Raw genomic sequence first — 23,369 nt, forward strand, 5'->3', positions numbered from 1 at the left:
ATTTGAACGAAGCCATGACGGGCTTTCCGGAGCGCCTCGTGGATGCGCGTCCGATGTCTGGTCTCCATCTCGGGCGGAGAGGGCGAAGCGCACGCCTGGAGGGAGCGCCTCGGATGGGAGGACGCGGATGCGCTCCTCGTCGAGGTTGCACCACCTTCCCCCGCGGCGGCGGAGAGCCGAGGCATTCCGAGCTGGGCGGCGGCAGGGGGAGACGGCGGACCGGAGGCGCTCGCCGCGGAGGTCGAGCGTGAGCTCCGGCGCCTCGACGGAGGAGAGGTCGCGCTGGAGGTGCTCTCCCTGCTGGCGCGCGCGCTCTCGCCGCTCGATGCAGAGGATGTCGCGGAGCTCCTGGAGATTGACGACTTTACCGCGCGCGGTCTCCTGCACGTGGTCCTACCGTCCCTCGATCGGATCCTGCGCTGGGATGGGCCGGCGCGCGCGCTGAGGTTCCAGCATGAGGCGCTGCGGGTCGCGTGGGCGCAGCGGAGCGCCGGTCGCGACGAGGCGATCGAGGCGCGTTACCGGGACGCGATCGCGCGATGTACCGCGGAGACCTCCCGCCGCCGGCCGGCCTACTTCCGCCGTCATGCGAGCGCGCACCTCGCGCTCGGCGGCGCTCCCGTCGCCTCGATGCTCGCCTTTGCCGAGCCGGACTGGGTAGCGGCTGCCTCTGCCGAGGCGCTCGCCGATGCCCTCCTCGATCTCCGCCGCCTGCGCGATCGTATCGGAGAGGAGGTGGAGCGCTGCGGCTCCATGCCTCCCTCCCTCGCCGCAGCGCTCGTCCGCTGTGCGGCGGCGCAGGGCGCGGCGGCGACGCTGGGAGACGCGGAGCCCTGGGCGACCCCGGACGCAGACCTCGTGACTCCATGGCTTGAGGCGGACGCGGCGCGCGCGCTGTCCTTGCTCGCCCTCTCTGCGGAGGTCTCGCCGTCCGCCCGAGCCGGGGTCCTTAAGCGAGCGTTCGAGATCGCCGAGAACACGGGCGCGGGGTGGTCAAGCCCCTCGGCGCTGGTCGCCGTGGCGGAGGCGGCGGAGGGCGAGAGGCGCATCCGGGTTGCGCGCTTCGCGCTGGCAGCTGCGCGCCGGTCGGATGAGGGAGATGCGGTCTGGGGGCTCGTCGCGGCGGCGGGCCTGCTCCCCGAAGAGGAAGCCCAGGAGGTCGCGGCAGAGGCCATCGCGCGCGCGGGAGGGGCGCCGCCCGCGCTCGTGCCTGGGCCGAGGGTGAGCGAAGCTTCCGCCGTCGCGCTGGAGCGGGCTTCGCGTTCCCTGCCTGCGCCCCAGCGGATCCGCGTCCTCGCCCGGTTGCTCTCCGCGCTGCCGGCAGAGGCGAGAGTTCGTGCTGCCCAGGAGATCGAACGACGCTGGGCGCCCTGGTGCTTCGAGACCAGGGAGGAAGCCGAGGCCGTGACGCCTTACCTGTCCGAGCCTCTCCTGGAGAGGGCGCTCGAGGAGGTCCCGGTCTGGCCGGTGCATGCTCTCGGTGCACGCCTGGTCTCGGTCGGGCGAGAGGACGAGGCGCGCGCGCTCGTGCTGCGGTGGGCGGGGAGCAGCGCAGGCTACCGGGCGGACGCGTTGCTTCGTCTTGGTGAGGCGCTCCCTCCGGGCCGGCGGCCGGTGGAGGAGGTGCGGGCACTCTTCGAGGAGCTCGCCCCGGAGGAGCGGTGCCATCGGGTCAAGGAGCACCCTTCCGCTTCGGTCGCGCTCCTGGGGGACGAAGCGGCTTTACGAATCGCGGAGGGCTGCGTCGAGCCCTCCGGGAGCTATGCGCGGACTGGCGCGCTGGCGCGGCTTGCAGGGGCGCTCCCTGAATCGATGCGCGCCGAGGCGGCACGGCGTGCGGTGCTTGCCTTCGAGGCAGGAGGCCACGACGCCGACGCGCTCGGCGATCTCTGCGGGGCCGCCCCCTGGATAAGCCCCGCCGATGCGGCGCGGCTGCTTTCGGCGAGCCTGCTGGACGCCTCGGGGACTCCGTCGCTGGCCGGTGTCTTCCAGGGATGGGCGAGCGTGGCGCAGCTCGCCGGCCTCTTCCGTCGAGCCGGAGGGGAGGAGACCGTGCTTGCGGCCGCAGAGGAGGTGGCGCTCGCCGGAAGGTGGCTGCACGGCGCGGGGTGACCCCGTGCGCACACGCTTCGATACCCTGTGCGGCCCCGGTGGGCCTCCTGCGCAGCCCCCGGCGCCCTCCTGTGCGGTCCCGGCGCCCTCCTGCGCGGCCCCCGGCGCCCTCCTGTGCACCGCCGTTGGTGTGCTATGCAACAGTCGCCGCCGTCCTACGCGACCCCCGTGCCCCTCCTGGGCGCCTCCATTGGTGTCCTTTGTTACAACCGTCCGGCTCCTGCGCAGCCCCGGTGGTCTCCTGCGCAGCCCCGGTGGTCTCCCGCGCAGCCCCGTCGCCGTCTCGGGTGCCTTTCTCCCTTCCGGCTCGCCGTCTTCCGTTCCGTCGTCCTGCTACCCGAGCATCGGCCTCGTCGCGCTGCACGCCGGGGTGACCGTGCGCGACAGCGAGATCGAGACGTCCGACGGTGGCCAGGGCGGCGACGGCGGCGAGCCGCAGCGAGGCGGACGGCGGGCTCTCGAGCGTCGGCGGCAAGGGGGCTGACGGATTGCCCGGCGGCGCGGAGGACGGGCGCGACGGCGGCCCGGCGCGGTCGGCCGGTGAGTGCGTATTCCGACGGACGTGACGGCTCGTTCCGGAGCGACGTGACGGCCCAGTCCGGCGTGACGTGGACCGGAGCGTAGCGACGAGCGCGGTCAGGTCTTCGTCTCGGTCACCTCGGGAGCCACCGCCTTCTTCTTTCGCATCGACCCGCCGCGGAGTGTCACCACGTGCGCGTTGTGGACAACGCGGTCACAGATCGCGTCGGCGATACTCACCTCTCCGATGGCTTGGTGCCAACTTTTCGTCGGTATCTGCGAGGTGATCACCGTCGACGATGTATCGTATCTGTCCTCGAGGACCTCGAGCAGATCGCGCCTCTCGACATCGGTCATGGGCGCGAGCAGGAAGTCGTCGAGGACCAGCACCGCGACCTTGGCGAGGCGCGCGAGGGCGTTCGCGTAGGTCCCGTCGGCACGTGCGACCGCGAGCTGCTGGAGCAGGCGCGGCGTACGGATCACGAAGGCGCGAAAGCCCTGCCTGCAGGCGGCCTGCGCGAGCGCGCCGCCGAGAAAGCTCTTGCCGGCTCCGGTCGCTCCCAACACGATCACGTTCTGCTTCGCTCGGACCCACTGGCAGGAGCCCAGCGACCGAGCGAAGGACCTGTCCACGCCACGCCCTGCGTCGCAAGAGAAGTCCTCCATGCACGCGCCTCCCGGCACCCGCGCATCCTTCAGCAGGCGATGCAGCCGCTTGTTCTCGCGTGCGGTCCACTCGCGGTCGACGAGCAGCCCGATCATCTCCTCAGTGGACAGCGGCTCCGTCGGTGGCGCAGCCGCCCTCTCTCGCAGCATCGCCGCCATCGCATTCAGCCTCATCTCGACCAGCTTCTGTATCGTCTCTTCCAAGATCACTCCTCTGCTCCTTGTCGAAGTACTCGGCACCGCGGATGTTCTCGTGCGCCAGGGGCCCCCGGGGCGGCGGCTCGACCAGCGACGCGCGGTCGAGGCCGTTCTTCAGGATCGCGGTCACGCTCTTCGCGGTGGGGCTGCCGATGCGGAGCGCGCGGACGCATGCGGCGTCGACGCGCTCCCGCCCGTACTTGTCCGCGAGCCGGATCACGCCGAGGCACGTCCGGTACCCCGTCTCCGGGTGCGTGCGGCGGCTCATGATCGCTCGCGCGAGCTCGCCGACGTTCGGGCCGATCGTCTCGGCCCATGCGATCACGCGCTCCGGCGGCCACTTGCCGTAGTCGCGATGGGCTCGGGGACGATGCTCGTCGACGATTACCGCCATCCCCTTCCGCCCGTAGCTGCGCGCGTGCGACGCGACGCGCACGCCGCCGTGGAACAGCTCCACGACCGACGCCGTCGCTCGGATGTCCACGCGCTCGCCGACCAGCGTGTACGGTGCGCTGTAGAGGCGGTCGTCGTAGGCAACGCAGTAGTCGATATTCACCTTGGCGTGCTTCCACTCGGCGAGCTCATACCGCTGCGCCGGCAGCGGCCGCATCGCGGGCCTGTCGAGGCTCTCGAACGCCGTGCGCCGGCAGCCGTCGAGCCGCTGGAACGGCCGCGCGTTCAGCCGGTCGAGCAGCAACGCGATGGCGGTGTTGAGCTCGGCGAGGCTGAAGAAGCTCCGGTTTCGGAGCGAGGCGAGGATCCAGCGCTGCGCGATGAGCACGCCGCCCTCGACCTTCGCCTTGTCGCGTGGCTTCCGAGGCCGCGCCGGAATCACCGTCACGCCGTAGTGTTGCGCCATCTCGAGGTAGGTCGGATTGACGTCCGGCTCGTACCGATCCGGCCCGGAGACCGCGCTGCGGAGCTGGTCCGGGACGAGCACCTCGGGCACGCCGCCGAAGTACTCGAACATCCGCACCGTCGAGCCGACGAAGTCGGCGAGCTTCTGCGAGCGTGTCGCCTCGGCATAGGTGTAGTTGCTCGCGCCGAGCACCGCGACGAACAGCTCGATCTCGGTCACCTCGCCGGTCGTTCGCTCGACGAGGTGCGGCTTCCTACCCGAGTAGTCGATGAAGACCTTCTCGCCGGCGCGATGGACCTGGCGCATGACGACGCCGAGCTTCTTCTTCCAGCCCGCGTACAGGTCGCAGAACCGGCTGTACTCGTATGGCCTGAGCGGCGCCTGCGCCGCGCTTGCTTCCCGATACTCGAGCCAGAGCGTCTGCAGCGTGACGCACGGCTTCGACAGCTCGCGGTGAACCCACGGGAAGTCGATGGGTACGCGCGCGGGCGGCTCGTTGCGGCCCACATCGCGGAACAGCTGCGATTCGACCTCCGCGTCCGTCATCTCTCGGGCGACCTCCCACGTCAGCCCGGCCTTCGCCGCCCGCGCCAGGTAGCCGCTCACCGTGCTCTCGCCGATGCACGCCGCCGCCGCGATCTCCGTTCGACTGCGCCGGCACTCGAACTTGAGCCTCAAAATCTCTCGAACCTTCCGCATCGATAGCCGCTCCGACATCGCGCCCATGTACGCGATGAGGCTGCGACCGCGAGCGCCGCGTACGGGCCGTCACCCCCGCCGGAACGGCCCGTCACGCCCCTCGGAACGAGCCGTCACGTGCGTCGGAACGAGCCGTCACGCGCGTCGGAACGAGCCGTCAGGTGTGTCGGAACACCCCGTCGGGTGGCCCGGAACGCCCCGTCACGTCCCCGCGGAACGAGCCGTCACGTGCGCTCGGAATCGGTCGTCACGTCGGCCCGGAATACGCATGAGACCATCCGGTGCCGTAGTGAAATCTCCAGGGCCGTGCTCCAGGTCCACACGGCAGCATGTGGAGCGCACGCGCCAGGGACCGGCGGCAAAGAAACGAGGGCTGTCATGAGGTGCCGTGCACAGGTGCTGTTTCAGGTGGGCGCGTGGGCGTGGGTCGTCACCGGGATCGGGCACCTCGCGATCACCGCGCTGCTGCTCGGTCGCCCCGCGCCGCCCGCCGCGGAGACCGCGGTCCTCGGCGCGATGCGGGCGCACCGGATGACCATGATGGGGCTGTCGCGCGACCTGCTCGGCCTCTTCAGGGGGTTCAGCGTGGCCATGGGCCTGGTGGTCGCGCTGCACGGCGCCGTCTGCGTGCTCGCCGCGCCCGCCCTCGCCGCGCTCCCTGCTGTGGTGGCGCTGAACGCGGCGGTGTCGCTGGCGCTGCTGGCCATCGCCGTCCGCGCGTTTCCGCCGCCGCCCATCGTGACCATGCTGGTCGCGACGGCGTGCTTCGGCGCGGCGCTCGTGGTGCGCTGAGCGGGCGGGCGAAGAGAGCCCATAGCCCATCGCAGTCGCCACGAGCGGCCCGCCGGACGAACCGTTGCGGGATCGCTCGTTGAGGTTCTGGCGGACTGCGCCGCTGTCGCGACGCGGCGGCCCGCAGGCTGGGGCGTGAACGCGGTCCCTTCGGCGCGGCGCCTCCGGCTGCCCGTCCGCCCCATGTTCCGAACCTGCCCACAGAGGCGCATGCTCCTGGGCCATGAAGTCGGACACCGAGCAGAGCTGGAGGGAGCGAGTAGAGCAGTTTCGAGCGAGCGGTAAGACCAGCGGTGGCTTCGCGAAGCAGCAACGCTATCGCGGCGCTAAAACTCATTTCGGACGATCCCCGACAGCAATTCGACTTACAATCGCGCTCACACCAATCCGCGGCTTCATGGTCGCACGTGGTTCTGCAGGTCCCGCGTCGTGCCGTACGGTGTCAAGTTGTTTGAAGCCAACTCTCACATCGAATGCACCTGCCTTGTAACCTCCCAGCCTGGCCGAAATATCGGATTGGAGTTCGCAATCAAGCTGACGACACTTCAGCACCCCGAATTCGCCATCAGGTTGAGACCGCAAGAAAGGGCCGGTACTATTGTTTCGAGTACGGGTCTTGGAAATATCCAAAAAGAAGGCATCGATTTTACTTCTAATGCCGACAAGTGCAAAATAGCAGTCCACCTTCGGGTGGTGATATGAGATAGAGGCCAATCTCACAAGATCCCAAAGAACGAAAGAAGGAGAAGGCACAGAATCGCCGCACCATTTTAGTTCGAGAACTGCCAATGGCATGCCCTCCCACCTGCGGCGTCCCGGCGCCACTTCATCAAGGACAGCGACGTCCACGCGAGGATGATCACCTCTTCCACTGCGTAGAAGCGTCGGGTGCTTCATCTCCGTGAGGACAGTCTTCCCGGGGTATAATGCAGCCAGGATTTCGCTTGCAGGCTTCACCAGGTAGCTCTCGGAGAATGCATAGCCACGTCCGCAGGTAAAATCGTACTGCGCAAAAGAAGACAGACCGACAGCGAGATTTACGACCTTTCCTGCCACGTGCTACTCCACATCATAATGGGACAACTGGGCTGCCTGTGTTACCGCAAAGCCGAGCAGGGAGAGGCTCGGCCTATCGAACGAGAGGCGTACAGCCATTGACAATCGGTCGCTTTGGAAGCTCCACTGCACCTCCTTCCCCCTATCATCCGTTGCGCTGCGTGCCGGGCATGGCCTCGATCAGCGCACGAACGTAGGCGGCCGCCGCCATGGCTGCGTAGCGTTTCCAAGCGTCTGTCTGGAGGTGCTTGGTCCGAACATCGCAATAGTCACAGATCCCTCGAACCACCAGGTATCCCGCTTTTTCAAATTCCCATGTAGCATCCGCGACTCCGTATCCCTCCATCTCCACAGCCTTGACCTTGTGTTGATCCCGCAACTGATCTCGCTTTCTGAAATCTCCTTGCACGACGTTCGCAGAAGCGATGGGGCCAAGAAAGACGCGGGGTCTCGCCTCCGCGACAGCTGGGTGCTCCACGTGGCCGCTTTTCGCATCGAGGAGCACGTCGGTTGAGGGATTGGGGATGGTCAATGACCGCGCCGCGAGACCATTGCGGAGGTGCGCGTCCCACGGCCGCTGCCCGGACAGCTTATCCTGCTCGAGCATCTGCACGGCCTCGAGAAGTCTTGCGCTCGGCGGCCGCGGCGCGTGTCGCTCTTCGAATACCCGCCCCTTCTGTTTTCCGAAGTCATACTGGACCACGCCCTTTCGATTGGAGATGACTACATCGCCGAGTCGCACGTGCTCCTGCGGGTCGGCGGGGTTCGGTACGCCACCAGCGATCCCGCACATGATGATCGCGTCGAGTTCGTCGAAGTCCATGAGCATCTTCGATGCGCGGGAGGCCGCGGAGGTGTTCCCCATGTCCATTGTCTGAGCGATGACCACTTGATGGATGCCCTGACGGACCGACAGAATGTCTCCCAGCAGGTACTCGCGGCCGCCGCCGGACCCCGGGGCGCGGTAACGGTTCTCGTTAGAGATCATGGCCCTCATTGCGTCAAACTCTTCCGGAAGAGCAACGATGATCCCGATGGTCGGCAGTGGCATTTTCATACTCCTTTTGCCTGGCGGCGACGGCAGCAGCTTCGCGTAAGCTGCCAGCCTATCCTCGTCATTCTGTTCGATGGTTACGCTGAAGCGACGAATCATCTCCTCCGGCGTGCAGCCGGCTGCCGCCGCCAATGCCTTGATATTCCCGATGGCCTCCTCCGAGAGGCTGTGCGTCCCGCTTCTCTCGACCTCCAACGCAACCCGTTGTAGCTCCTGCAAACCGCTGAGCACCTCAGGCAGGCTTTCGCCTGCTTCGTAATGCCGAATGACCTCTTCAAAGCTCTCCCGACCTACCTTCCTGGCCAGCACGGGGCCAAGGCGTAGTTTGACTACTTGGTCGGCGACGCCGGCGATGGTTTGCCCCGTCCGCTCGTATCCGGGCAACGCTGCCGAGCGGTACCGGACCTCACTATAACACTCTGCTAGCCGGACGACCGACCGGTCGAAGTTCGTCCACCTCGCAGCGTTCGCCACTTCTTTCGCGGCGGCCTCGAGAGCCGAAGCGACAACCTCACACCGGTGCGCGATTTGAGACGCGGCCGGGCTACGGTCCATACGGAAAATTTGCTCGGCTCGCCGTCCGCCCATCTCGCGCAGTTCGCTGACAAGGTGACCGACTCGCACGGCGGCCGCTTCACGGTTGAACTCGATGCCATCGAATTGCAGGACTGCGTCGATCATGAGCCGGAACAGCGAGGCGTCCGGACGAACCTCCTCGGACTCCCCGGCCACCTCAAAGGCAGCCTTCGCCGAGGCCAGCGAGGCAATCAGACCCGCGTGACTGTCCGCGAGCAGAGCGTCGGCCAACTTCAGCATTGCGATCTGCTGCCGTGCCTCAGCCCGGACGGCGATGTCGTCGCTGCCAGCGAGCGCGAACAGCTTGATCCGCAGTGCCGGCTCATTCTCCCTGTCGCAGAGCAGGCCGATCGCTTTGAGACCCGCCATCAGCAGCGGGCGCGGGTCTTCGGTTCTCAACCGGAGCAGGTAGCGGGTCACTCCCACCCGCGCTGCAGCGTTCCGCAGGCCGAGCAGAGAAAGCGTCCCGAGCAGCGACGGGGCTAGGAAGGCGTGCCGCCGCCGCGCCTCGAAGGCCCGCTCAAGGGACTCCACCGCCTCTACATCGTCGGCCGAGGCGGTGTATGCCAGCGCGATTGCCGCGGAGTGGACGCTCAGGTCGGACTTGGCCGAGGCCAACGCTCTCATGGCCACGGCGGTCGCCGACGGATCGGGTGGCGACGCGAGTATTTGGGCGGCCAGTTCATCGATCACATCGTCAACGTCGGCGTCAGCGGCCGAGTCGAGTCTTGTCACCCAATCCTGCCACTCCGACATGCTGGGCCTTCGTTGACTTCGGGCTATTAAAAGGCGAACTTCTTCCCGGTCGTGCCGACAGTGCGGTGACCGTAAACCTTGTTGGCCAGGGTGGCTTGCCGAAACTCCGGCCTTGTGGTGAAGCAGAGGATCTGAACTCGGTCCGAGTATTCATCCTCGATTCGCTTCAGCGCGGTGGCAGAGGCCTGAAGGTCGGTCGGCACCATCTCAGCCGTTCCGAGCTGATCTAGCATCAGGAAGCCCGGGTGTCGCCCTACCCCGGCCTCACATCCGAGTCGCATCATGGCCAGAAACAGCGCAAGCTTCGCACGGTATCGCTCGCCCGGGTTCATGATCTTCGAGAATGCGATAGGTTCGCCGTTCTTGGTCAGCTTCACCACCCCAGTTGGGTAGCACTTTATCCCCGATATTTGGTCTGCGCGAAGAGCCTTGATGACTTCCTTTGCTAGGTCGTTCAGGCGGTCCTCGATTTCCTGGTTCCTCTTCTCGGCCTCCTCCTTCAATACGAGCAGAACCTTATCAATAATCTTCGCTTTTCGATCATGATCCTCCGAACTCCCGCCTCCGCCAAGGCTCCGTTCGACGTCCGCGATCTCCTGAGTGATCCCGCCAATCTCCTCGTGCAACCGTCCGCGGCGCTCGGCCTCCTCGGGCGTGGGTAGCCCCTTCGAGACGCCCTCTTTGATGGTGGTGCGGAGCGTGTCGCTCAATGATCGCAGCCCTTCGGCCTTTCTCCGAGCGGTGACGAGTTCGCGATTCACCTCCCCGATCCGCACTTTCAGGGCAGCGGCCTGCTGGTCGTAATCCCTCGCGGCCGCTTCAAGAGGGACCGCCACGTCTTCACCGGCCGATGGAACCGGCCGCACGCAGAGCCTGCACTGGTGGCTCTCCTTCTCCCGCTGCATTGCCTCTGGAGTGATACTCTGCACGCAGTTGGGGCAGATTTTTACATCCAGCCCGGTTAGCTCGCGGCTCAGGTCGATCTGTTCGCGAAGGCGGCGGGCGGTGGCCGTGCACTGCTGCATCTGGGAGGTGAGCGTTTTCAACTGCTCCTCGATCTCAGCAACCTCAGCACTGCCCTCAACGAACTTGCCCTGTGCCTCGACGAGCTGCGCCGCCAGGTTGCCCCCCGTGATTACCTCCAGCCGGCGGGCCTGCTCCGCGTCGAGCGCTGCCACCTGCTCACGGAGCGCCGTTCGCCGCTTGAGCAACTCCGCCTTCTTGACGGCCATCTGGCTGGCCTGCTCTTCGGTGAACTCTTTCCGCTTCCGGATGGCGGCGGACTCCATGCTGAGCTGGTTCAGAGGTTCACTCAGGTGCAGGCCCAGGAAGGCGGAGAAGAGAAGCTGGTCCTGGTTGGCGTACTCCGGTTTGCACAGCAGATAGGTATGGTTGTCGTCGGGGATGCGGAGGGCCTGAAAATAGGTCAACCAGCTCGCCCACACCTTGATGCTGCCCCCGTCCCTCGTAGGGAGGGCTTGGTTCCAACCGAGCGAAGCAAGACCAAACTCGCGCACGAAGAACGACTCAAGCGCCTGCTGCACCTCCGTATCGCCGCGGTGGTAGAACCCCTTCGCCGCGCCGGGCTTGGGCACCTTCTCTATTGGACAGTCGTGATCGCCCGGCGCGAGCCTCCCGTGTAGACCGTCCTCCCGCCTAGCGAGAAGAATGGTATAGGCTCGGTCATCCAGGCTGAATTGAAGCCAGATGTCCGTGATCCACCGTCGGACCTCCTGATCGTACTCTTCGTCATTACCGGTCAGGGCGAACTTGATCGTCTTCAGGACTGACGATTTTCCAACGAGATTGTCCTCGATGACAAGGACGTTCACCCCCGTCTGAAAGGGCTGCTCGTAATCAATGGGAGAGTTGACGCCGTCGAGAGTCTTCGTCCCTTTGAACTTCAGCCGACGGATCAACAACCGCGGCACCTTTCGGTTCGGCTGGATCTTGGCGAGGTCGAGCCCGGTGACGACCTTCCGCACCTCGTCGCGCTGGATCTCGTCCCGCGACCTCGCCGCGAAGCGGCCGAGCACTCGCTCCGTGATGTCGTCGATGTTGAGCGGCGCGTCGGACGGTACGGTGGAAGCCTCGTCCTTTTTCTTTGCGGTCTTAGCCAACGGGTGCCTCCAGCGGTTCATCGAATACATGCCGGAAGTTCTCTGCAATCTCCTCGGCAGTGAGATCAGGGATGTACTCGTTCAGGTTCGCTTCCCGATAGCGAGCGTGCCGGTATTGCCTGGCCTTGATGTCGGCGGCGCTGATGTGGCCCATGAACCGGTGGATCTGCTCGATCCGATCAGCGTACCACTTAGCGTGCGGCACATTCTCGATCAGCCGTGCGGCAACGGCTTGGCCGGCTTGTGTAAGGAAGTAGTGCTTCCACGGCGCGGCAGTGCCTCGCAGCTCGAATTTAACGAAGACGAGCTCCCTCGCCCACCACCAAGCCTCGACATCATCACGCCGTTCGTACGCACCCCGCCAGAACTTACGGAAGGGGATCGTCTGAAGTTCCGGCTCACGGTCGCCGTGGATTTTGCGGATGGTGGCGGTGATCAGCTCCCGATCCGAAGCGGCGGGGTCGCCAGCCTGATGAAGCTCCGTCAGCTCATAGATAAAGTAGGCGGGGTAGCGGAGGAGGAAGTCCAACTTCTGAAGGTAGTATTCCGAGGCGAAATGCGCGACGAACGGTTCGGTGGGTGCGCAGGCGGGCGGGAACGTCTGCTCGCTTGCCGGCCGGGCAAAGCGGGTAAGGATAAGAAGGAGGCGTGCCGCATCGACCTCCAGAAATCCTTCAGGTTGGATCCCATGCACGAACTGCGGGGCGATTGCCATCGGATCCTCTGCTGCTGCAAATCTTGGTCCGTGTCAAGTATTCCGTAAACGCCGACGCTATAGCAAGCCTACTGCGCGCGCCCTTCGAACTCAATCACATCCAGGAGATGAGGGACGGCCGGATCGCGTATCGGACGGAGACGCCGCGCCGGGAAGTTCGAAGGCGATCTGTTCGCGACCAGCCTCGAACTGCAGTCGGACCCATCGCTGAGTTAGCCAGCCTTCACGTCTCCTACATAGTATTCCAGTTGGCGCATGTACCGATCGAGCTTCTTGAGGACATAATCCGCTACGACGTAAGGCTCGCGTGCCGAAGTGTAACAGAGTTCCACGCAGATGAGCCGATTGTCCGGCGTGTCGACGCGAATGTCCGGCGTAATGTTCGGGATCCATGGATGCGCCTTTTCACTCTCAACAACATAGTCCTTCGGAAGAACGTCACGAAGCACGTTCGCCAATGCGTGGTTGATATGGCGATCATTCCCGGTACCCGAGGCATATTTGGAAATCTCGTTGAAGGCTTTCTCCGCAGTCTCAGCGGCTCGTGCTGCGGGACCACTCTTTCGCTTACCAGGTGGAGACTGCTGACCCATCAGGAGCCGGTGGAGCGGAGACGTCTTGATATGCTTTTGCGCCGAAGACTGCTTCGCCCATCGGTCCGGTACGCCGACGGTCGACAAATTGAGCGTCTTGGCCTTGTCCTGTGCGTATGCCGCGAAGGTAGACACGATTGCGTTCGTCGGCATGTACATTATTCGAGTCCTGAGTGCCCCGGAAATGGCAAGCTGAAGACGCTTAGGATTCCAATCGGCAGCGCGTTGACTGTTTGGAATGTACTCCCATAGCTTGCTGTGAAATGCCGTCCAGACTTCCTCGAGTTGCTCGCTCCGCCTCGAAAACTGCCCGATGACAGACTCGGCATCAGGATAGGCGAAAATCGTCCATACTTCGGTCGGTTTCGGGATTTTGGCCTGCAGATCCTCCAGATATCCGCTTTGGTTGCGCCATTGTTCCACGACTGCGTCCAGATATGAGCGAAGGGTGGGCGTTGGATGAACCGCTCTGGATGCGATCTCCTCCAGCCCTGCCTCAGTCAGACCGAACTCCTCAAGGGTTTGCCCATCATTGAGGACGGCAATGGTATTCTTTGCGATCGACACAAACGCGGTCTGTGCCGGCCCGTGGAAGGTAAGGATCTCTCTTCCGGGAAAGAACACGGTTCCGGAAACGGCAGACGCGTAATCAAGCATCTTTCGGGCGTCCTCAAGATCCGTTACTGGCCAGATGATGAAAAGTGGGCTCGTTCGGAGGAGGCCGTTCAGGGAGCGAAAGAAAGCTCGAACCTTCCCCTCATCCTGGCCTTCCAGATCTTCGAGGTAGTTGATCGCGACGGCGGTTACGCGCCCCGAGCCGCGAACGCGCTCTGCGAGCATCTGAAGCTGACGAATGAGCTCGTCAAGAAGCTGCTCCTGCTGCATTCGCGCGCAGTCAATCTGTTGGAGGTCGGAAACTCCGACATGGGTTCGCCAAGTTAGAGATTCAATGAAGGTCGACTTCCCGGTTCCAGGCGGCCCGTAGAGGAGTACTGCGCGTCCGGACGTTCCGCGCAGCTGCGTCGTCATTTGGGTTAGATCGCGTTCGGTGTCCTCAATGGGTCGAACGAACTCCATCAACTTTGCTGCATACACAGCGCCGGTAGACGCCAGATAACTCTTGATGTCCTCGTAGGTCGACGGCAGCACCAACGTCTTCATGTCTCTCCTTCGTATGCCGGCGAACGCAATGGCGCACTTCGATCGACGGCAAATCATGGTGCGCCGCGGAAAAGGACAGCACGACCGGCCGGTCTTGCTCCCCGCTCGGGCCGACACCGCGGCGCAACGGCACCAGAAGGAACTGGCGGCTGGCCGCGGCGAGGTTGACCTGCCCCACGCTCTGCGAGCGAAGATGCCAGGAGCAGCCACGAACCTCGCCTGGCAGTACCTCTTCCCCGCCTCTCGCCCTTGCACCGGTCCAGCGACTGGTCGATAGGTCCTCTACTACCTGCACGAATTGACAGTGCAAAGGCCCGTGCACGATGCCGGACGCGCGGTGGGGCTCACCAAGCGCGCGACATGCGATACCCTCCGCCACAGCTTCGCGACCCACCTGCTCGAGGCGGGCACCGACAACCGGACGGTTCAGACATTGCTCGGCCAGAAGGATTTGCGGACCACGATGATCTACACCCACATCCTCGACCGCGGCCCTCTCGGCGTGATCAGTCCTCTCGACCGCTGACCGCCGCTTCCGCGTGGAACGCCTTGAACTCCGACCCAACCCCCACGTGCCAACCCCACGCATCGTGGAAAGGGAGCGTAGCCGACGGCTGCCCCACCTTGTCAAGGAGGCCAGCGCAGGACCGTGCGGTCTCTACACCGGGCGAAGGCGCGAGCGGGTCCTTGATGCTCTACCCCCTGCGAAGCGAAGAAGTGGCCCAGCAACGGCCCGGCCAGTCATCGGCTGGGCCCTCAAGTTGCTGCGGCCTGTAGAGTTCGCCGCTACGCGGTGCAGCGTCTGCGCAAAGCACGCGCCAGTTCTGCGTCGTGGCGAGGAGCACCGGCGATAGCCGCGGGCGGTCGACTGCGGGCAGCGAGGCACGGCCGTCAAGCGCCGGCGGGACGCTTGCGCGGCCTCCCGCGTGTCGTCTCCGGCATCGCGGCCGGCCGGAACAGTGTTGCTGGCGCCACGCCGAGGGCGTTGGCGATCGCCACAAGAGCCGCGACGCTGACGTTGGTCTTGGCGCGTTCGAGGCGATGGAGGAGGCCAGGGCTCACGTCCGCCGCTGCCGCCAGCTCGTCTTGGGTGAGCCCTCGCTTGACCCGAAGCCGCTGCACGTTCGCCGCGATGTACCGAAAGACTGTTTCAGTTTCGATGGGTTCCATCGCCACGGGCTGAACCTGGGCAGGCGAAAAATAGACGTGGATGGCGACTTTCCTTGACTCGGATCGCGCCTCGTACGTACCCTGAACAAAACACAAAGTGCCCCCGCGACGGCTGGCACCGTCCGGAGGCGTGGCCGAACCCCGCGCAAACGAGGTCCGACATGGAAACCGTACGTCTACGCCCTGACCAGGGCCAAGAGATCGATCCGTCCTCCCGTCTCCGCCCCCGTCCCGCTCCCGCTGCTCGCAGCCGGCTCGCTCGCCCGTCCAAACCCCTTCATCCCCAGCCCCCGCACCCCGCCGTCTACCTCGACCCCACCGCGCTCCTCGAACAGCGCCCGCTCATCCGCAGCACCCTCCGCGCCCGCGGCGTCCTCCCTGCCGATCTCGACGACCTCACCCAGGACACCCTCCTCGGCGCCTGGCGCAGCCTGCGCGCCGGCCGCTTCCGCCCGTCCCCCGCTCTCGCTCCCGCCGACGCCCTCCGCCGCTGGCTCGCCGGCATCGCCTCCCGCCAGGCCTCGCACTACCGCGCCAAGGCCCACCGCCGCCACGAGCTCCCCGCGGTCGACCCGGACCGCCTCTCCGCCTTCGCCGTCCCCTCTCCCGAGGCCCGCCTCGTCGCCCGCGGCCTCCTCCGCGCCTTCCACCGTCTCCGCCCCGAGCTGCGCGAGATCCTGTCGCTCGCCGCCACCGGCCTTTCCTCGCTCGAGATCGCCGCCTCCCTCTCGCTCCCGCGCCCCACGGTCGCCACCCGCCTCCGCCTCGCGCGCCGCCTCTTCGCCCGCGCCCTCACCCGCTCTCGGAGGTGGCCCCGATGCGCCCGATGAGCCGCGCCCCCGTCGACGCCCCCGCCGAGACGGCGGCCGATCTCCCGACCGCGACCGAGGCCGCCCTCCTCGAGATGGTGCTCGGCCTGCCCGGCGTCGGCCCGCGCATCCTCGGCACGGCCGCTCTCCCCTCCCTCGGCCGCCTCTCGCCCGCGGCGCTCGCCGAGCGCACCCAGATCGCCCTCTTCGACGCGACCCGGCTCGCCGCCGCCTTCGAGCTCGGCCGCCGCTACCACGCCGCCCGCGCACGCCGGGGCGCGCTCCTCACCGACGCCGCCCGCGTGGCGCGGTACTTCGGCCCGAGGCTCGCCTCCCTGGTCCACGAGGAGCTCTGGATCGCCGCCCTCGACACCCACGGCCGCGTCCGCGAGACGCGCCTGCTCGCCCGCGGCTCCGACGACGCCCTCTACGTCGGCCGCTCCACCGTCCTGCGCGCGGCGCTGGACATGGCCGCCCACAGCTTCGTCCTGGCCCACAACCACCCCAGCGGCGACCCGACGCCGACCCACGAGGACGAAGCGATGACCCTGGAGCTGCGCCACCTCTCCGAGGAGCTGCACGTCCCGCTCAAGGCCCACGTCATCGTCACGCCCAGCGGCCGCTACGCCGCCGTCCACGAGTAGACCCTCGCCCACGTGCAGCACCCCTGCGCATCCGGCCCTCCAGCGCACCGTCCCAGCCGGGAGCTCCGCAAGCCTCCGGTGGCGACACGAGGATTGGGAGCGCGTAAGGCAACCGACCCAGGGCCTAGCCTGAGCTGGGTCGGGTCGCTCCAGCGCCGCCCTGAGCTGGGTCGGCTCGCTCCACCGCCGCCCTGCGGACCTATGCCCGTGCACGCCTGCACCCTCCTCAACGCGTTTCTGAGGAGACTCATCCGGACCCACCGCCTCCCCTCCGACTGCTGCCCGGCCCCGACGTAGCGCTGCCGCGCGCCGGCCCCACCAGCAAACCGGGACCTGGGTCATCAAACCGCGCTTGCAGCTGGCCACGCCCTCCGAGTACGAGGTAGTCTTCGCCGCGATGCGGCCCCTGGTCACAGTCCGCGCCAAGAACTTCCGCAGCCTCCGGGATGTGAAGGTGGAGCTACAGCCGTTGAACGTCCTCGTCGGACCCAACGCTAGCGGCAAGTCGAACTTCCTGGACCTTATCGCGTTCCTCGGCGATGCCGTTCGAGAGGATCTCCGTCCGGCCATCACGAAGCGTGGTGGCTTCGAGCAGGTCGCTTTCCGAGGCGGAGCGCGTCAGGCACAGGCGCGCACGGTCGAGATCACGGTCGAGGCGATTGTCACCCGATATGCGAGCGACAGGGCACGCGACGCGTACACGCTACGCTTCAGCCAAGGCAAGGCATGGAAACGGCCGGGTGGGAGAACCATGGCCACCCTCCGTCGCGACGAGGAGTTCCGATTCAAAAGGACCCAAGGCAGCGGCCGCCGGCTGACCATCAACGGGACCGAATTCACCATCTACGACACCTCGACGGACACTCCGCGGAAGGGCAAGCCAAGATCAGAGAACCTGCTCCAAAAGGAGTCGCTCGGCCTGTCCACACTGCCGCGTCTGGCGTCGGATCGGGGCGGCGAGCAGGTGGGCAAGATTGCCGACCTGTTCTCGACCTTTCGTGTCTTCGACATCAACGTGCCGGCTGCTCGGTTGCCTTCAGCGCTCGAACGCGGCGAGAAGCTCCAGCCCGACGCCGCGAACCTCGCAGCCTTCCTGCACAAGCTATCCGGCGACGCTGGCACCTTCCGCGATCTCGTGGACGACGCGCGCGCGATGATCCCCGGCCTCGAGCACATCCACTTCCGCCCTGTAGGCGGCCCCGAGGAGGCCATCGCCGTGGAGCTGGAAGAGCGCGCGCTGCGCGATCGCACCTCGCTGGCTGACGCGTCGTATGGATCGATCCGGGCGCTCGCGCTTCTGGCGATGCTCTACGACCCAGCCCCTCCGCGCCTCACCTGCATCGAGGAGATCGATCACGGGCTCCACCCCTACGTCTTCGACCGACTGGTTGAAAGGCTGCGTGACGCATCATCACGAACACAGTTCCTCGTGGTCACACACTCGCCGGCTCTCGTGAACCGGCTGCGCGCCTCCGAGCTCATCGTTTGCGAGCGACATCGGGAGAGCGGCGAGACGTTGATCCCTGCCGCGGATCCGGAGGAGGTCCGGAAGATTGAGAAAAAGCTAGCAGGGAAGATGGGGCTCGGCGAGCTCTGGTTCAGCGGAACGCTGGGGGGCACGCCTTGAGTCGGCGCCCCCGGGAGCAGCCCAGGCGCGGCGGCAAGAGGGCCCCGAAGCTGCCGTCGATTGTGCTGGTCTTCGGGGAAGACGAGAACGACCGAGAGAGCATCAAGATGCTGCTCGGAGCGCTCTCCCCGGATCTGGCGAGGCGCGTGCAGACGCGTCGACATCCGCTGGTGCTGATCAAGGGCGCACGGCCCGAGGAGGTGCCGGACCGAGCACAGCGCATCGCGGATGCCGTCGACGCCGAGCGAGTACGCGCCGAGGTGCGCTGCGTCTTCGCCCACGAGGACTGCGATGACGTCGAGCCTGCCCACGAGCACGTGGCCGCGCAGATCGAGTCGGCCCTGCGGGCGGTGGGCTGCGATGCCCACGCGGTCGCGCCCGCATGGGAGATGGAGGCGTGGTGGTTCTTGTGGCCCGACGCAGTGAAAGCCGCGAACCCGAGCTGGCGCAGCCCGAACGATTATGTCGGAAAGAACGTCGGGATGATCCGGGATGCCAAGGAGGAGCTCAAGCGGCGCGTGGTGCCGCGCGGCGTCAAGAGCGGCCAGCACGGGTTCCGTGGATATCGCGAGTCCGACGCACCCCGGATCGCCGCCGAAGTGGGCAAACTGGGTCTGGCCAACGCCCCGCAGGCCAGCAGTCGCTCGTACGATCGCTTTCGCCAGAGCGTGTGGACCTGCAGCGCGGGCGCTCTCCCAGCTGCCGTAGACGCTCATTCTTCGGACAGCAACCCTCATAGCGATCCCCAAAGAGCCCGTATGCGCGGCTCCGAGAAGCCCTCGGCGGATGAGTCTTCGATAAACACTCCAGCGACCACCCAACACCGACCCGCGAGGACGAGGCGATGACCCTGGAGCTGCGCCACCTCGGCTCGGAGCTGGAAGTCCCGCTCACCGCCCACGTCATCGTCACCCCCAGCGGCCGCTACGCCGCCGTCCACGAGTAGGTCTCCTCGCGGGGCGTCCCGCCCCTGCGCATCCAGCCGCCAGCCTCCCGCGCACCGCCCCAGCCGGCAGCCCCGCCGCGCGTTCGCTCTCGTCATCGCGGCTGGCCGGGGAGGGGAGGAGCCGGGGTGCTCCGCGTGTTAGGCTCGACGGCGAAGCGGGCTTGCCTCCCGCGTCCACCCCAGCGCGATGTCGACCGCCACCGTCACCCTCGCTCTCCCCGAAGCGCTCTACCAGCGCCTCCGGGGGACTGCGCTCGCGACCCGACAGCCGCTCGAAGCCGTGATGCTGCGGGCGCTGAGCCTCGGCAGCCCTCCCGCCTGGGACGACGCGCCCCCGGAGTTCCAGGTCGACCTCGCCTGCCTGGACAAGATGGACGACCAGGCGCTCTGGGAGATCGCAAACAGCCACAGGTCCGAAGCAGAGCTCGCGCGCTACGACGAGCTGCTCGACCGGAACACCCAGGGGCTCCTCACGCCGGCGGAGCGCATCGAGCTCGAGCGTCTTCGCCACGAGAGCGACCTGTTCATGCTCCGCAAGGCGCACGCTGCGGCGCTCCTGCGATGGCGCGGGCACGCCGTCGCTTCTCCGTAGCGCGCCCTCCACGCGATGGAAGACGGATTGCGGTGTCAACCTACGTCTCCGAGCTGCTCCGTTCTCGTATCGAGGAGGCCGATCGGCGCCGCTGTCAAACCTGCCTGACGAGCGAGGCCAATAGCGGAATTCCCCTGACCTGCGATCACATCACGCCGGTCTCGAAGGGCGGCCGACCTCGTTCGAGAACGTATGCCTCGCATGCCGCCCTTGTAACGAGTTCAAGGCAGGCGCCACGGAGTCGGCCGACCCGCTGACAGGAGAGGTCGTGCCGCTCTTCAACCCGCGCCTCCATCGCTGGAGCGATCACTTCACGTGGAGCGTCGACGCAACCAGGGTAGAGGGCGTGACTCGGAGCTGCACGTCCCGCTCACCGCCCACGTCATCGTCACCCCCAGCGGCCGCTACGCCGCCGTCCACGAGGTTGCCCTCGCGGCGCGCTGCGCCCCGCCGCCTGCGCGCTGCGCCCCATCCGCATCCAGCAGCCAGCCTTCAGCGGACCGCCTTGACCGGGAGCTCCGCGAGCTCCGGCAGACGCACGACGAGCTGGACCACGTGGAGCCACCGGCTGTGGCCTGGTCACCCCAACCTCGGTCGGTCACGGCGCCTCGGGCGTGACGTCCTTCAGGTGGAGCGTGCCGGCGTCCTCCGCGAGCAGCGCCGCCACGTCGTCCAGGATGCCCCAACCCCGGGCAGCGCCGTTTTGCGCATTCGCGCCGTCTGCTCGGGCCTCCGCGGCGGCGAGAGCATCACGCCCAGCATGTCGGCCACCTCGCGGGGGATCGGCGGCCTGGCCGGCCTGGTGCTGCTCGACCTCGTAGAGGACTCGAGTGCTTCTTCGTCGTCGTTCGGGGGGCCGCGGACTCCCCCTGGCGGCTTCAAGGTCGATGATGGCTTCGTCAGCATGGAAGGATGGGTCGGCCATCATTCCATGCTGAAACGGCCATCGTCGAAGCCCGCGGGGTCAACCCTGGAGCATCGCTCGGCCAGCTCTCAGCATGGGTTCAGCGACATCGCGAACGCCCTGACGGTGTGCTGCGGGCGCGAAGCGCCAACAGGCACCAGGGCCAGGTTAGCCCGCTGTACCTTCGCCTCGAACGCGTTTCTTCCAGACAGACGGGCTACGCCGCTGATGGAGTACGGCGAGGATGACCACCGCCCGCTCGTTTTCTTCACCACGGAGCAGGAAGTAGACCGCATAGGGGAACCGCTTGAGCAGCGCGCGCCGGACACCACCCCGCCCGACATCGGGGAACTGCGACGGGAGGTCGCTGATCCGGCGCACGATGTGCCGTAGCTCATCGACGAACTGTCCGCCCAGCCCGTCCTCCTCGCCCTCGTACCAGTCCGCTGCCTCCCGGATGTCCAGCTCGGCAGACGGGAGAACGAGGAGCCGGCTCATCGACGCGTTGCGAGGTGCGTACGGAGGTCGGCCTCGACCTGTTCCCAGGAGCGGCCGGCATCCGGTGCGGCCTCGTACTCGGCGAGCCGGCGATCGATCTCGGCCTTGTGCCACTCGGGTACCGGCACCTCGTCCTCCCTCGCCGCGATCCGCTCCCAGAGCGCCTGGACGTACTCGATCTGCTCGTGCACGGTGAGGTCGTCGAAGCCGGGCGGCGGGCCCTGGATGGCTCGTTGCATGAGACGCAAGATACCACGAGGTACCGCGACGACACAGCACACGGCCCTCGCGGTCGAGAACGAGCGGCGCGCCGTCCCTCTAGCCGAGCCGGGGCCGCGGTGACCGCAAGCGCCGCCTGCGACTACAGCGACGCTCTAGCTCGGCGGCTCCGGCTCGGTGGGGATCTCGCGTCGGAGTGCAGCGGCGCTCGACGCCCACGGCCGCCTCCGCGAGACGCGCCTGCTCGCCCGCGGCTCCGACGACGCGCTCTACGTCGGCCGCTCCACCGTTCTGCGCACGGCGCTGGACATGGCCGCCCACAGCTTGGCACAGCCCGCGGCGATGCGGGGGCTCGTCCGTCGCGTCCGTGCGTGATACGTTCGACCGAGGATGGTCGATCCCGAAGCGGCACCTCCGGTCTACAATGAGGACGGCGTCGACCTCACGCTCATCCGCTGGATGCTGAGCCTCACGCCGGCAGATCGGGTCGCCACCCTCCAGGCCCACATCGATTTCGTCACGCTCGCCCGTGAGAGCAGGCGCGCGCGAGAACCGCATGCATGCTCCGACGAAGATCGTTGAACTCCCCGGGGTGCTCCCAAGGACGGAACATGGCAACTCGACAGATTGTGGTTGATGTGCCCGAGAAGGTGCTCCTTGCCGAGAAGATGGACGAAGCTGAGTTCGCGCGAGAGCTCCGCACCCTCGCTGCGGTCAAGCTGTACGAGCTGGGACGGCTCTCGTCAGGCCGCGCTGCGGAGCTCGCCGGAATGGCGCGGGTCGAATTTCTGTTGAGCCTGGGCCGCTACAAGGTCTTCCCTCTCGACGCCGAGCTCCGCTCGCTGGAGGCAGCGGTTGGCTGAGGCGATCAGCAATACCTAGCCCCTGCTCTACCTTCACCGCATCGGTGCCATGGACTGGCTCGCCGAGATGTTCAAAGACGTCTGGGTCCCCAGCGCTGTGGATCGTGAGTTGAAGGAGGGGCGACGCGAGGGGTATGAGGTCCCCACGCTGAGCACCTATGGGTGGCTGAGCATCGTCGACCCCCGATCCATGCCATCGGAATGGCTCGCGCTCGACCTGGGGGCAGGAGAGCTTGCAGCCATGGCCCTGGCTCTGGAGAATCCATCCCGTGTTATTCTCCTAGACGACGCGCTGGCACGACGCACGGCTCAAGCGGCAGGTCTGGTCGTCTGGGGAACGCTCAAGATCGTGCTGGAGGCGAAGTCTCGATGGATAACACACAGCGTCGGGCCGTGGGTCGACAAGCTTGCCGATGCCGGCATGTGGCTATCTGGTGAGATCCGCCAGAGAATCCTGTCGCTGGCTGGGGAAAGGGATGAGCCGCCGCCTTGATGAATCCTCGATCGCCGAAGCGCTGACGAGCCCAAGGCCAACCTCCGCCTCACGCACCGCCTCTTCGCCCGCGCCGAGAGCTCCTTGCCACGGAGGCGGTCGAGCTTGCTCTGGTCATCCTGGGTCCAGCTCATGACAGCAGCGACGCGCTCACCCCGCGGGCCCTGCATCCGGGACCGGCACGCGGCCGATCGCGTAAGGCAGGATTCGCGCGATGTTGCGCGCATCGTCGATCCCGCGGTGGTGTGTCCCGTGGAGCGGGAGTCCGAGCCGCTCGAGCGCGCTCGCCATGCCGTAGCGCTGCGTCACCCCGAGCGTCGCGGAGAAGCGCTTCTTGATGTTCATGTGCCCCTGCAGCGGCAGGGGCACGCCCCAGCGGGCCGCGTCGAGCTCGAGCTGCTTGCGGTCGTAATCGCCCCACGAGCAGAAGAGCGCCTCCCGCTGGCCGACGAAGCGCCCGAGCGCCGCGATGGCCTCGGGGAACGTGGGCGCGGCGTCGACGTCTGCTTGCGTGATCGTGGTGAGCTTCGTGCAGAACTCCGTGAGCTTCGGCCGGATGACCGGGCGCACGAAGGTGGCAAAGTCGCTCACGGGCGCGAGCGTCGCACCGTCCACGAGGACCGCGCCGATCTCGATGATCTCCATGATGCGCTCGGGGATACGGCCCTCCTCGTCGCACGTCGCCTCCAGATCGATCACCAGGAAAAATGCAGGTTCCTTTCCCATGT

22 protein-coding genes and 2 pseudogenes are annotated in these 23,369 nt (G+C 66.5%); 12 read left to right on the plus strand and 12 right to left on the minus strand.

The annotated features are described in order from the left end of the window. The first annotated feature begins 42 nt into the window (after positions 1–42). Positions 43–2,112 (plus strand): hypothetical protein, encoded by a 2,070-nt coding sequence (locus tag WMF42_RS09195; RefSeq protein WP_437691516.1) that lies wholly within the window; start codon positions 43–45, stop codon positions 2,110–2,112. 636 nt (positions 2,113–2,748) lie between these two features. Here the strand turns inward: WMF42_RS09195 and istB are convergent. Together istB and istA are read right to left on the minus strand one after the other, a co-directional pair. Beyond that, a complete protein-coding gene (istB, locus tag WMF42_RS09200; protein WP_437694233.1) occupies positions 2,749–3,471 on the minus strand; it encodes an IS21-like element helper ATPase IstB in 723 nt (240 codons plus the stop codon). A gap of 49 nt (positions 3,472–3,520) precedes the next feature. Then, positions 3,521–5,053: pseudogene (gene istA, locus WMF42_RS09205) on the minus strand (IS21 family transposase); the annotation flags it as partial. 378 nt (positions 5,054–5,431) lie between these two features. Between istA and WMF42_RS09210 the strand changes: the two are divergent. Further along, positions 5,432–5,845 (plus strand): LIC_13387 family protein, encoded by a 414-nt coding sequence (locus WMF42_RS09210; protein WP_437691518.1) that lies wholly within the window; start codon positions 5,432–5,434, stop codon positions 5,843–5,845. A 333-nt stretch (positions 5,846–6,178) separates the two neighbouring features. Here WMF42_RS09210 and WMF42_RS09215 read toward each other — a convergent pair whose 3' ends face one another. The 5 genes from WMF42_RS09215 to WMF42_RS09235 form a co-directional block, all read right to left on the minus strand. Continuing rightward, a complete protein-coding gene (locus tag WMF42_RS09215) occupies positions 6,179–6,901 on the minus strand; it encodes a hypothetical protein (RefSeq protein WP_437691520.1) in 723 nt (240 codons plus the stop codon). A gap of 145 nt (positions 6,902–7,046) precedes the next feature. Further along, complete coding sequence (locus WMF42_RS09220) at positions 7,047–9,287, minus strand: 5'-methylthioadenosine/S-adenosylhomocysteine nucleosidase (protein ID WP_437691522.1); 2,241 nt, start codon at positions 9,285–9,287, stop codon at positions 7,047–7,049. A 26-nt stretch (positions 9,288–9,313) separates the two neighbouring features. Continuing rightward, complete coding sequence (locus WMF42_RS09225) at positions 9,314–11,437, minus strand: hypothetical protein (RefSeq protein ID WP_437691524.1); 2,124 nt, start codon at positions 11,435–11,437, stop codon at positions 9,314–9,316. After that, entirely contained in the window at positions 11,400–12,122 is a 723-nt protein-coding gene (locus WMF42_RS09230) for a hypothetical protein (RefSeq protein ID WP_437691526.1), read from the minus strand. The genes WMF42_RS09225 and WMF42_RS09230 overlap by 38 nt, the downstream gene beginning before the upstream one ends. A 212-nt stretch (positions 12,123–12,334) precedes the next feature. Then, entirely contained in the window at positions 12,335–13,876 is a 1,542-nt protein-coding gene (locus tag WMF42_RS09235) for an AAA family ATPase (protein ID WP_437691528.1), read from the minus strand. Positions 13,877–14,180: 304 nt separating this feature from the next. Here WMF42_RS09235 and WMF42_RS09240 point away from each other — a divergent pair, with 304 nt between their 5' ends. Next, positions 14,181–14,402, plus strand: coding sequence for a tyrosine-type recombinase/integrase (locus WMF42_RS09240; protein ID WP_437691531.1), 222 nt, complete (start codon positions 14,181–14,183; stop codon positions 14,400–14,402). Between the two features lie 365 nt (positions 14,403–14,767). Here the strand turns inward: WMF42_RS09240 and WMF42_RS09245 are convergent, their stop codons facing one another. Beyond that, positions 14,768–15,046 (minus strand): helix-turn-helix domain-containing protein, encoded by a 279-nt coding sequence (locus tag WMF42_RS09245; protein WP_437694235.1) that lies wholly within the window; start codon positions 15,044–15,046, stop codon positions 14,768–14,770. 161 nt (positions 15,047–15,207) lie between these two features. Here WMF42_RS09245 and WMF42_RS09250 point away from each other — a divergent pair, with 161 nt between their 5' ends. From WMF42_RS09250 to WMF42_RS09275, 6 genes and pseudogenes are all read left to right on the plus strand, one after another. Next, a complete protein-coding gene (locus WMF42_RS09250; RefSeq protein WP_437691533.1) occupies positions 15,208–15,876 on the plus strand; it encodes an RNA polymerase sigma factor in 669 nt (222 codons plus the stop codon). Next, positions 15,873–16,499 carry a JAB domain-containing protein gene (locus WMF42_RS09255; protein WP_437694237.1) on the plus strand — a complete coding sequence of 209 codons (627 nt, stop codon included), beginning with the start codon at positions 15,873–15,875 and terminating at the stop codon, positions 16,497–16,499. Before WMF42_RS09250 ends, WMF42_RS09255 begins: the two co-directional genes overlap by 4 nt. Positions 16,500–16,896: 397 nt before the next feature. Continuing rightward, a complete protein-coding gene (locus WMF42_RS09260; protein ID WP_437694239.1) occupies positions 16,897–18,126 on the plus strand; it encodes an AAA family ATPase in 1,230 nt (409 codons plus the stop codon). Positions 18,127–18,188: 62 nt separating this feature from the next. Then, on the plus strand, positions 18,189–18,974 hold the full coding sequence (locus WMF42_RS09265; RefSeq protein ID WP_437691535.1) for a hypothetical protein: 786 nt from the start codon (positions 18,189–18,191) through the stop codon (positions 18,972–18,974). Further along, a pseudogene (locus WMF42_RS09270) lies at positions 18,929–19,072 on the plus strand (JAB domain-containing protein); the annotation flags it as partial. The gene WMF42_RS09265 and the pseudogene WMF42_RS09270, both read left to right, overlap by 46 nt. Before the next feature lie 187 nt (positions 19,073–19,259). Next, a complete protein-coding gene (locus WMF42_RS09275; protein ID WP_437691537.1) occupies positions 19,260–19,664 on the plus strand; it encodes a hypothetical protein in 405 nt (134 codons plus the stop codon). 598 nt (positions 19,665–20,262) lie between these two features. Here WMF42_RS09275 and WMF42_RS09280 read toward each other — a convergent pair. The 3 genes from WMF42_RS09280 to WMF42_RS09290 all read right to left on the minus strand — a co-directional run bounded on the left by WMF42_RS09280 (position 20,263) and on the right by WMF42_RS09290 (position 21,305). Continuing rightward, positions 20,263–20,592, minus strand: a complete 330-nt coding sequence (locus tag WMF42_RS09280) for a hypothetical protein (protein WP_437691539.1) — start codon at positions 20,590–20,592, stop codon at positions 20,263–20,265. A 144-nt stretch (positions 20,593–20,736) separates the two neighbouring features. Then, positions 20,737–21,066, minus strand: a complete 330-nt coding sequence (locus WMF42_RS09285) for a type II toxin-antitoxin system RelE/ParE family toxin (protein ID WP_437691541.1) — start codon at positions 21,064–21,066, stop codon at positions 20,737–20,739. Further along, positions 21,063–21,305: an addiction module protein gene (locus WMF42_RS09290; RefSeq protein WP_437691543.1), complete on the minus strand. Its 243-nt coding sequence runs from the start codon at positions 21,303–21,305 to the stop codon at positions 21,063–21,065. The genes WMF42_RS09285 and WMF42_RS09290 overlap by 4 nt, the downstream gene beginning before the upstream one ends. A gap of 370 nt (positions 21,306–21,675) precedes the next feature. Between WMF42_RS09290 and WMF42_RS09295 the strand changes: the two genes are divergently transcribed. The 3 genes from WMF42_RS09295 to WMF42_RS09305 are packed head-to-tail and all read left to right on the plus strand — an operon-like array spanning position 21,676 to position 22,641. Then, on the plus strand, positions 21,676–21,867 hold the full coding sequence (locus tag WMF42_RS09295) for a hypothetical protein (RefSeq protein ID WP_437691545.1): 192 nt from the start codon (positions 21,676–21,678) through the stop codon (positions 21,865–21,867). A 29-nt stretch (positions 21,868–21,896) separates the two neighbouring features. After that, a complete protein-coding gene (locus WMF42_RS09300; RefSeq protein WP_044985778.1) occupies positions 21,897–22,148 on the plus strand; it encodes a UPF0175 family protein in 252 nt (83 codons plus the stop codon). Between the two features lie 49 nt (positions 22,149–22,197). Beyond that, positions 22,198–22,641, plus strand: a complete 444-nt coding sequence (locus WMF42_RS09305) for a DUF3368 domain-containing protein (RefSeq protein ID WP_437691547.1) — start codon at positions 22,198–22,200, stop codon at positions 22,639–22,641. Positions 22,642–22,791: 150 nt separating this feature from the next. Here WMF42_RS09305 and WMF42_RS09310 read toward each other — a convergent pair whose 3' ends face one another. Continuing rightward, entirely contained in the window at positions 22,792–23,367 is a 576-nt protein-coding gene (locus WMF42_RS09310) for an exonuclease domain-containing protein (protein ID WP_437691548.1), read from the minus strand. Between the last annotated feature and the right edge of the window lie 2 nt (positions 23,368–23,369).

The organism is Sorangium sp. So ce176 (assembly GCF_051519835.1).
In the GTDB taxonomy this organism is placed as follows: Bacteria; Myxococcota_A; Polyangia; order Polyangiales; family Polyangiaceae; genus Sorangium; species Sorangium cellulosum_G.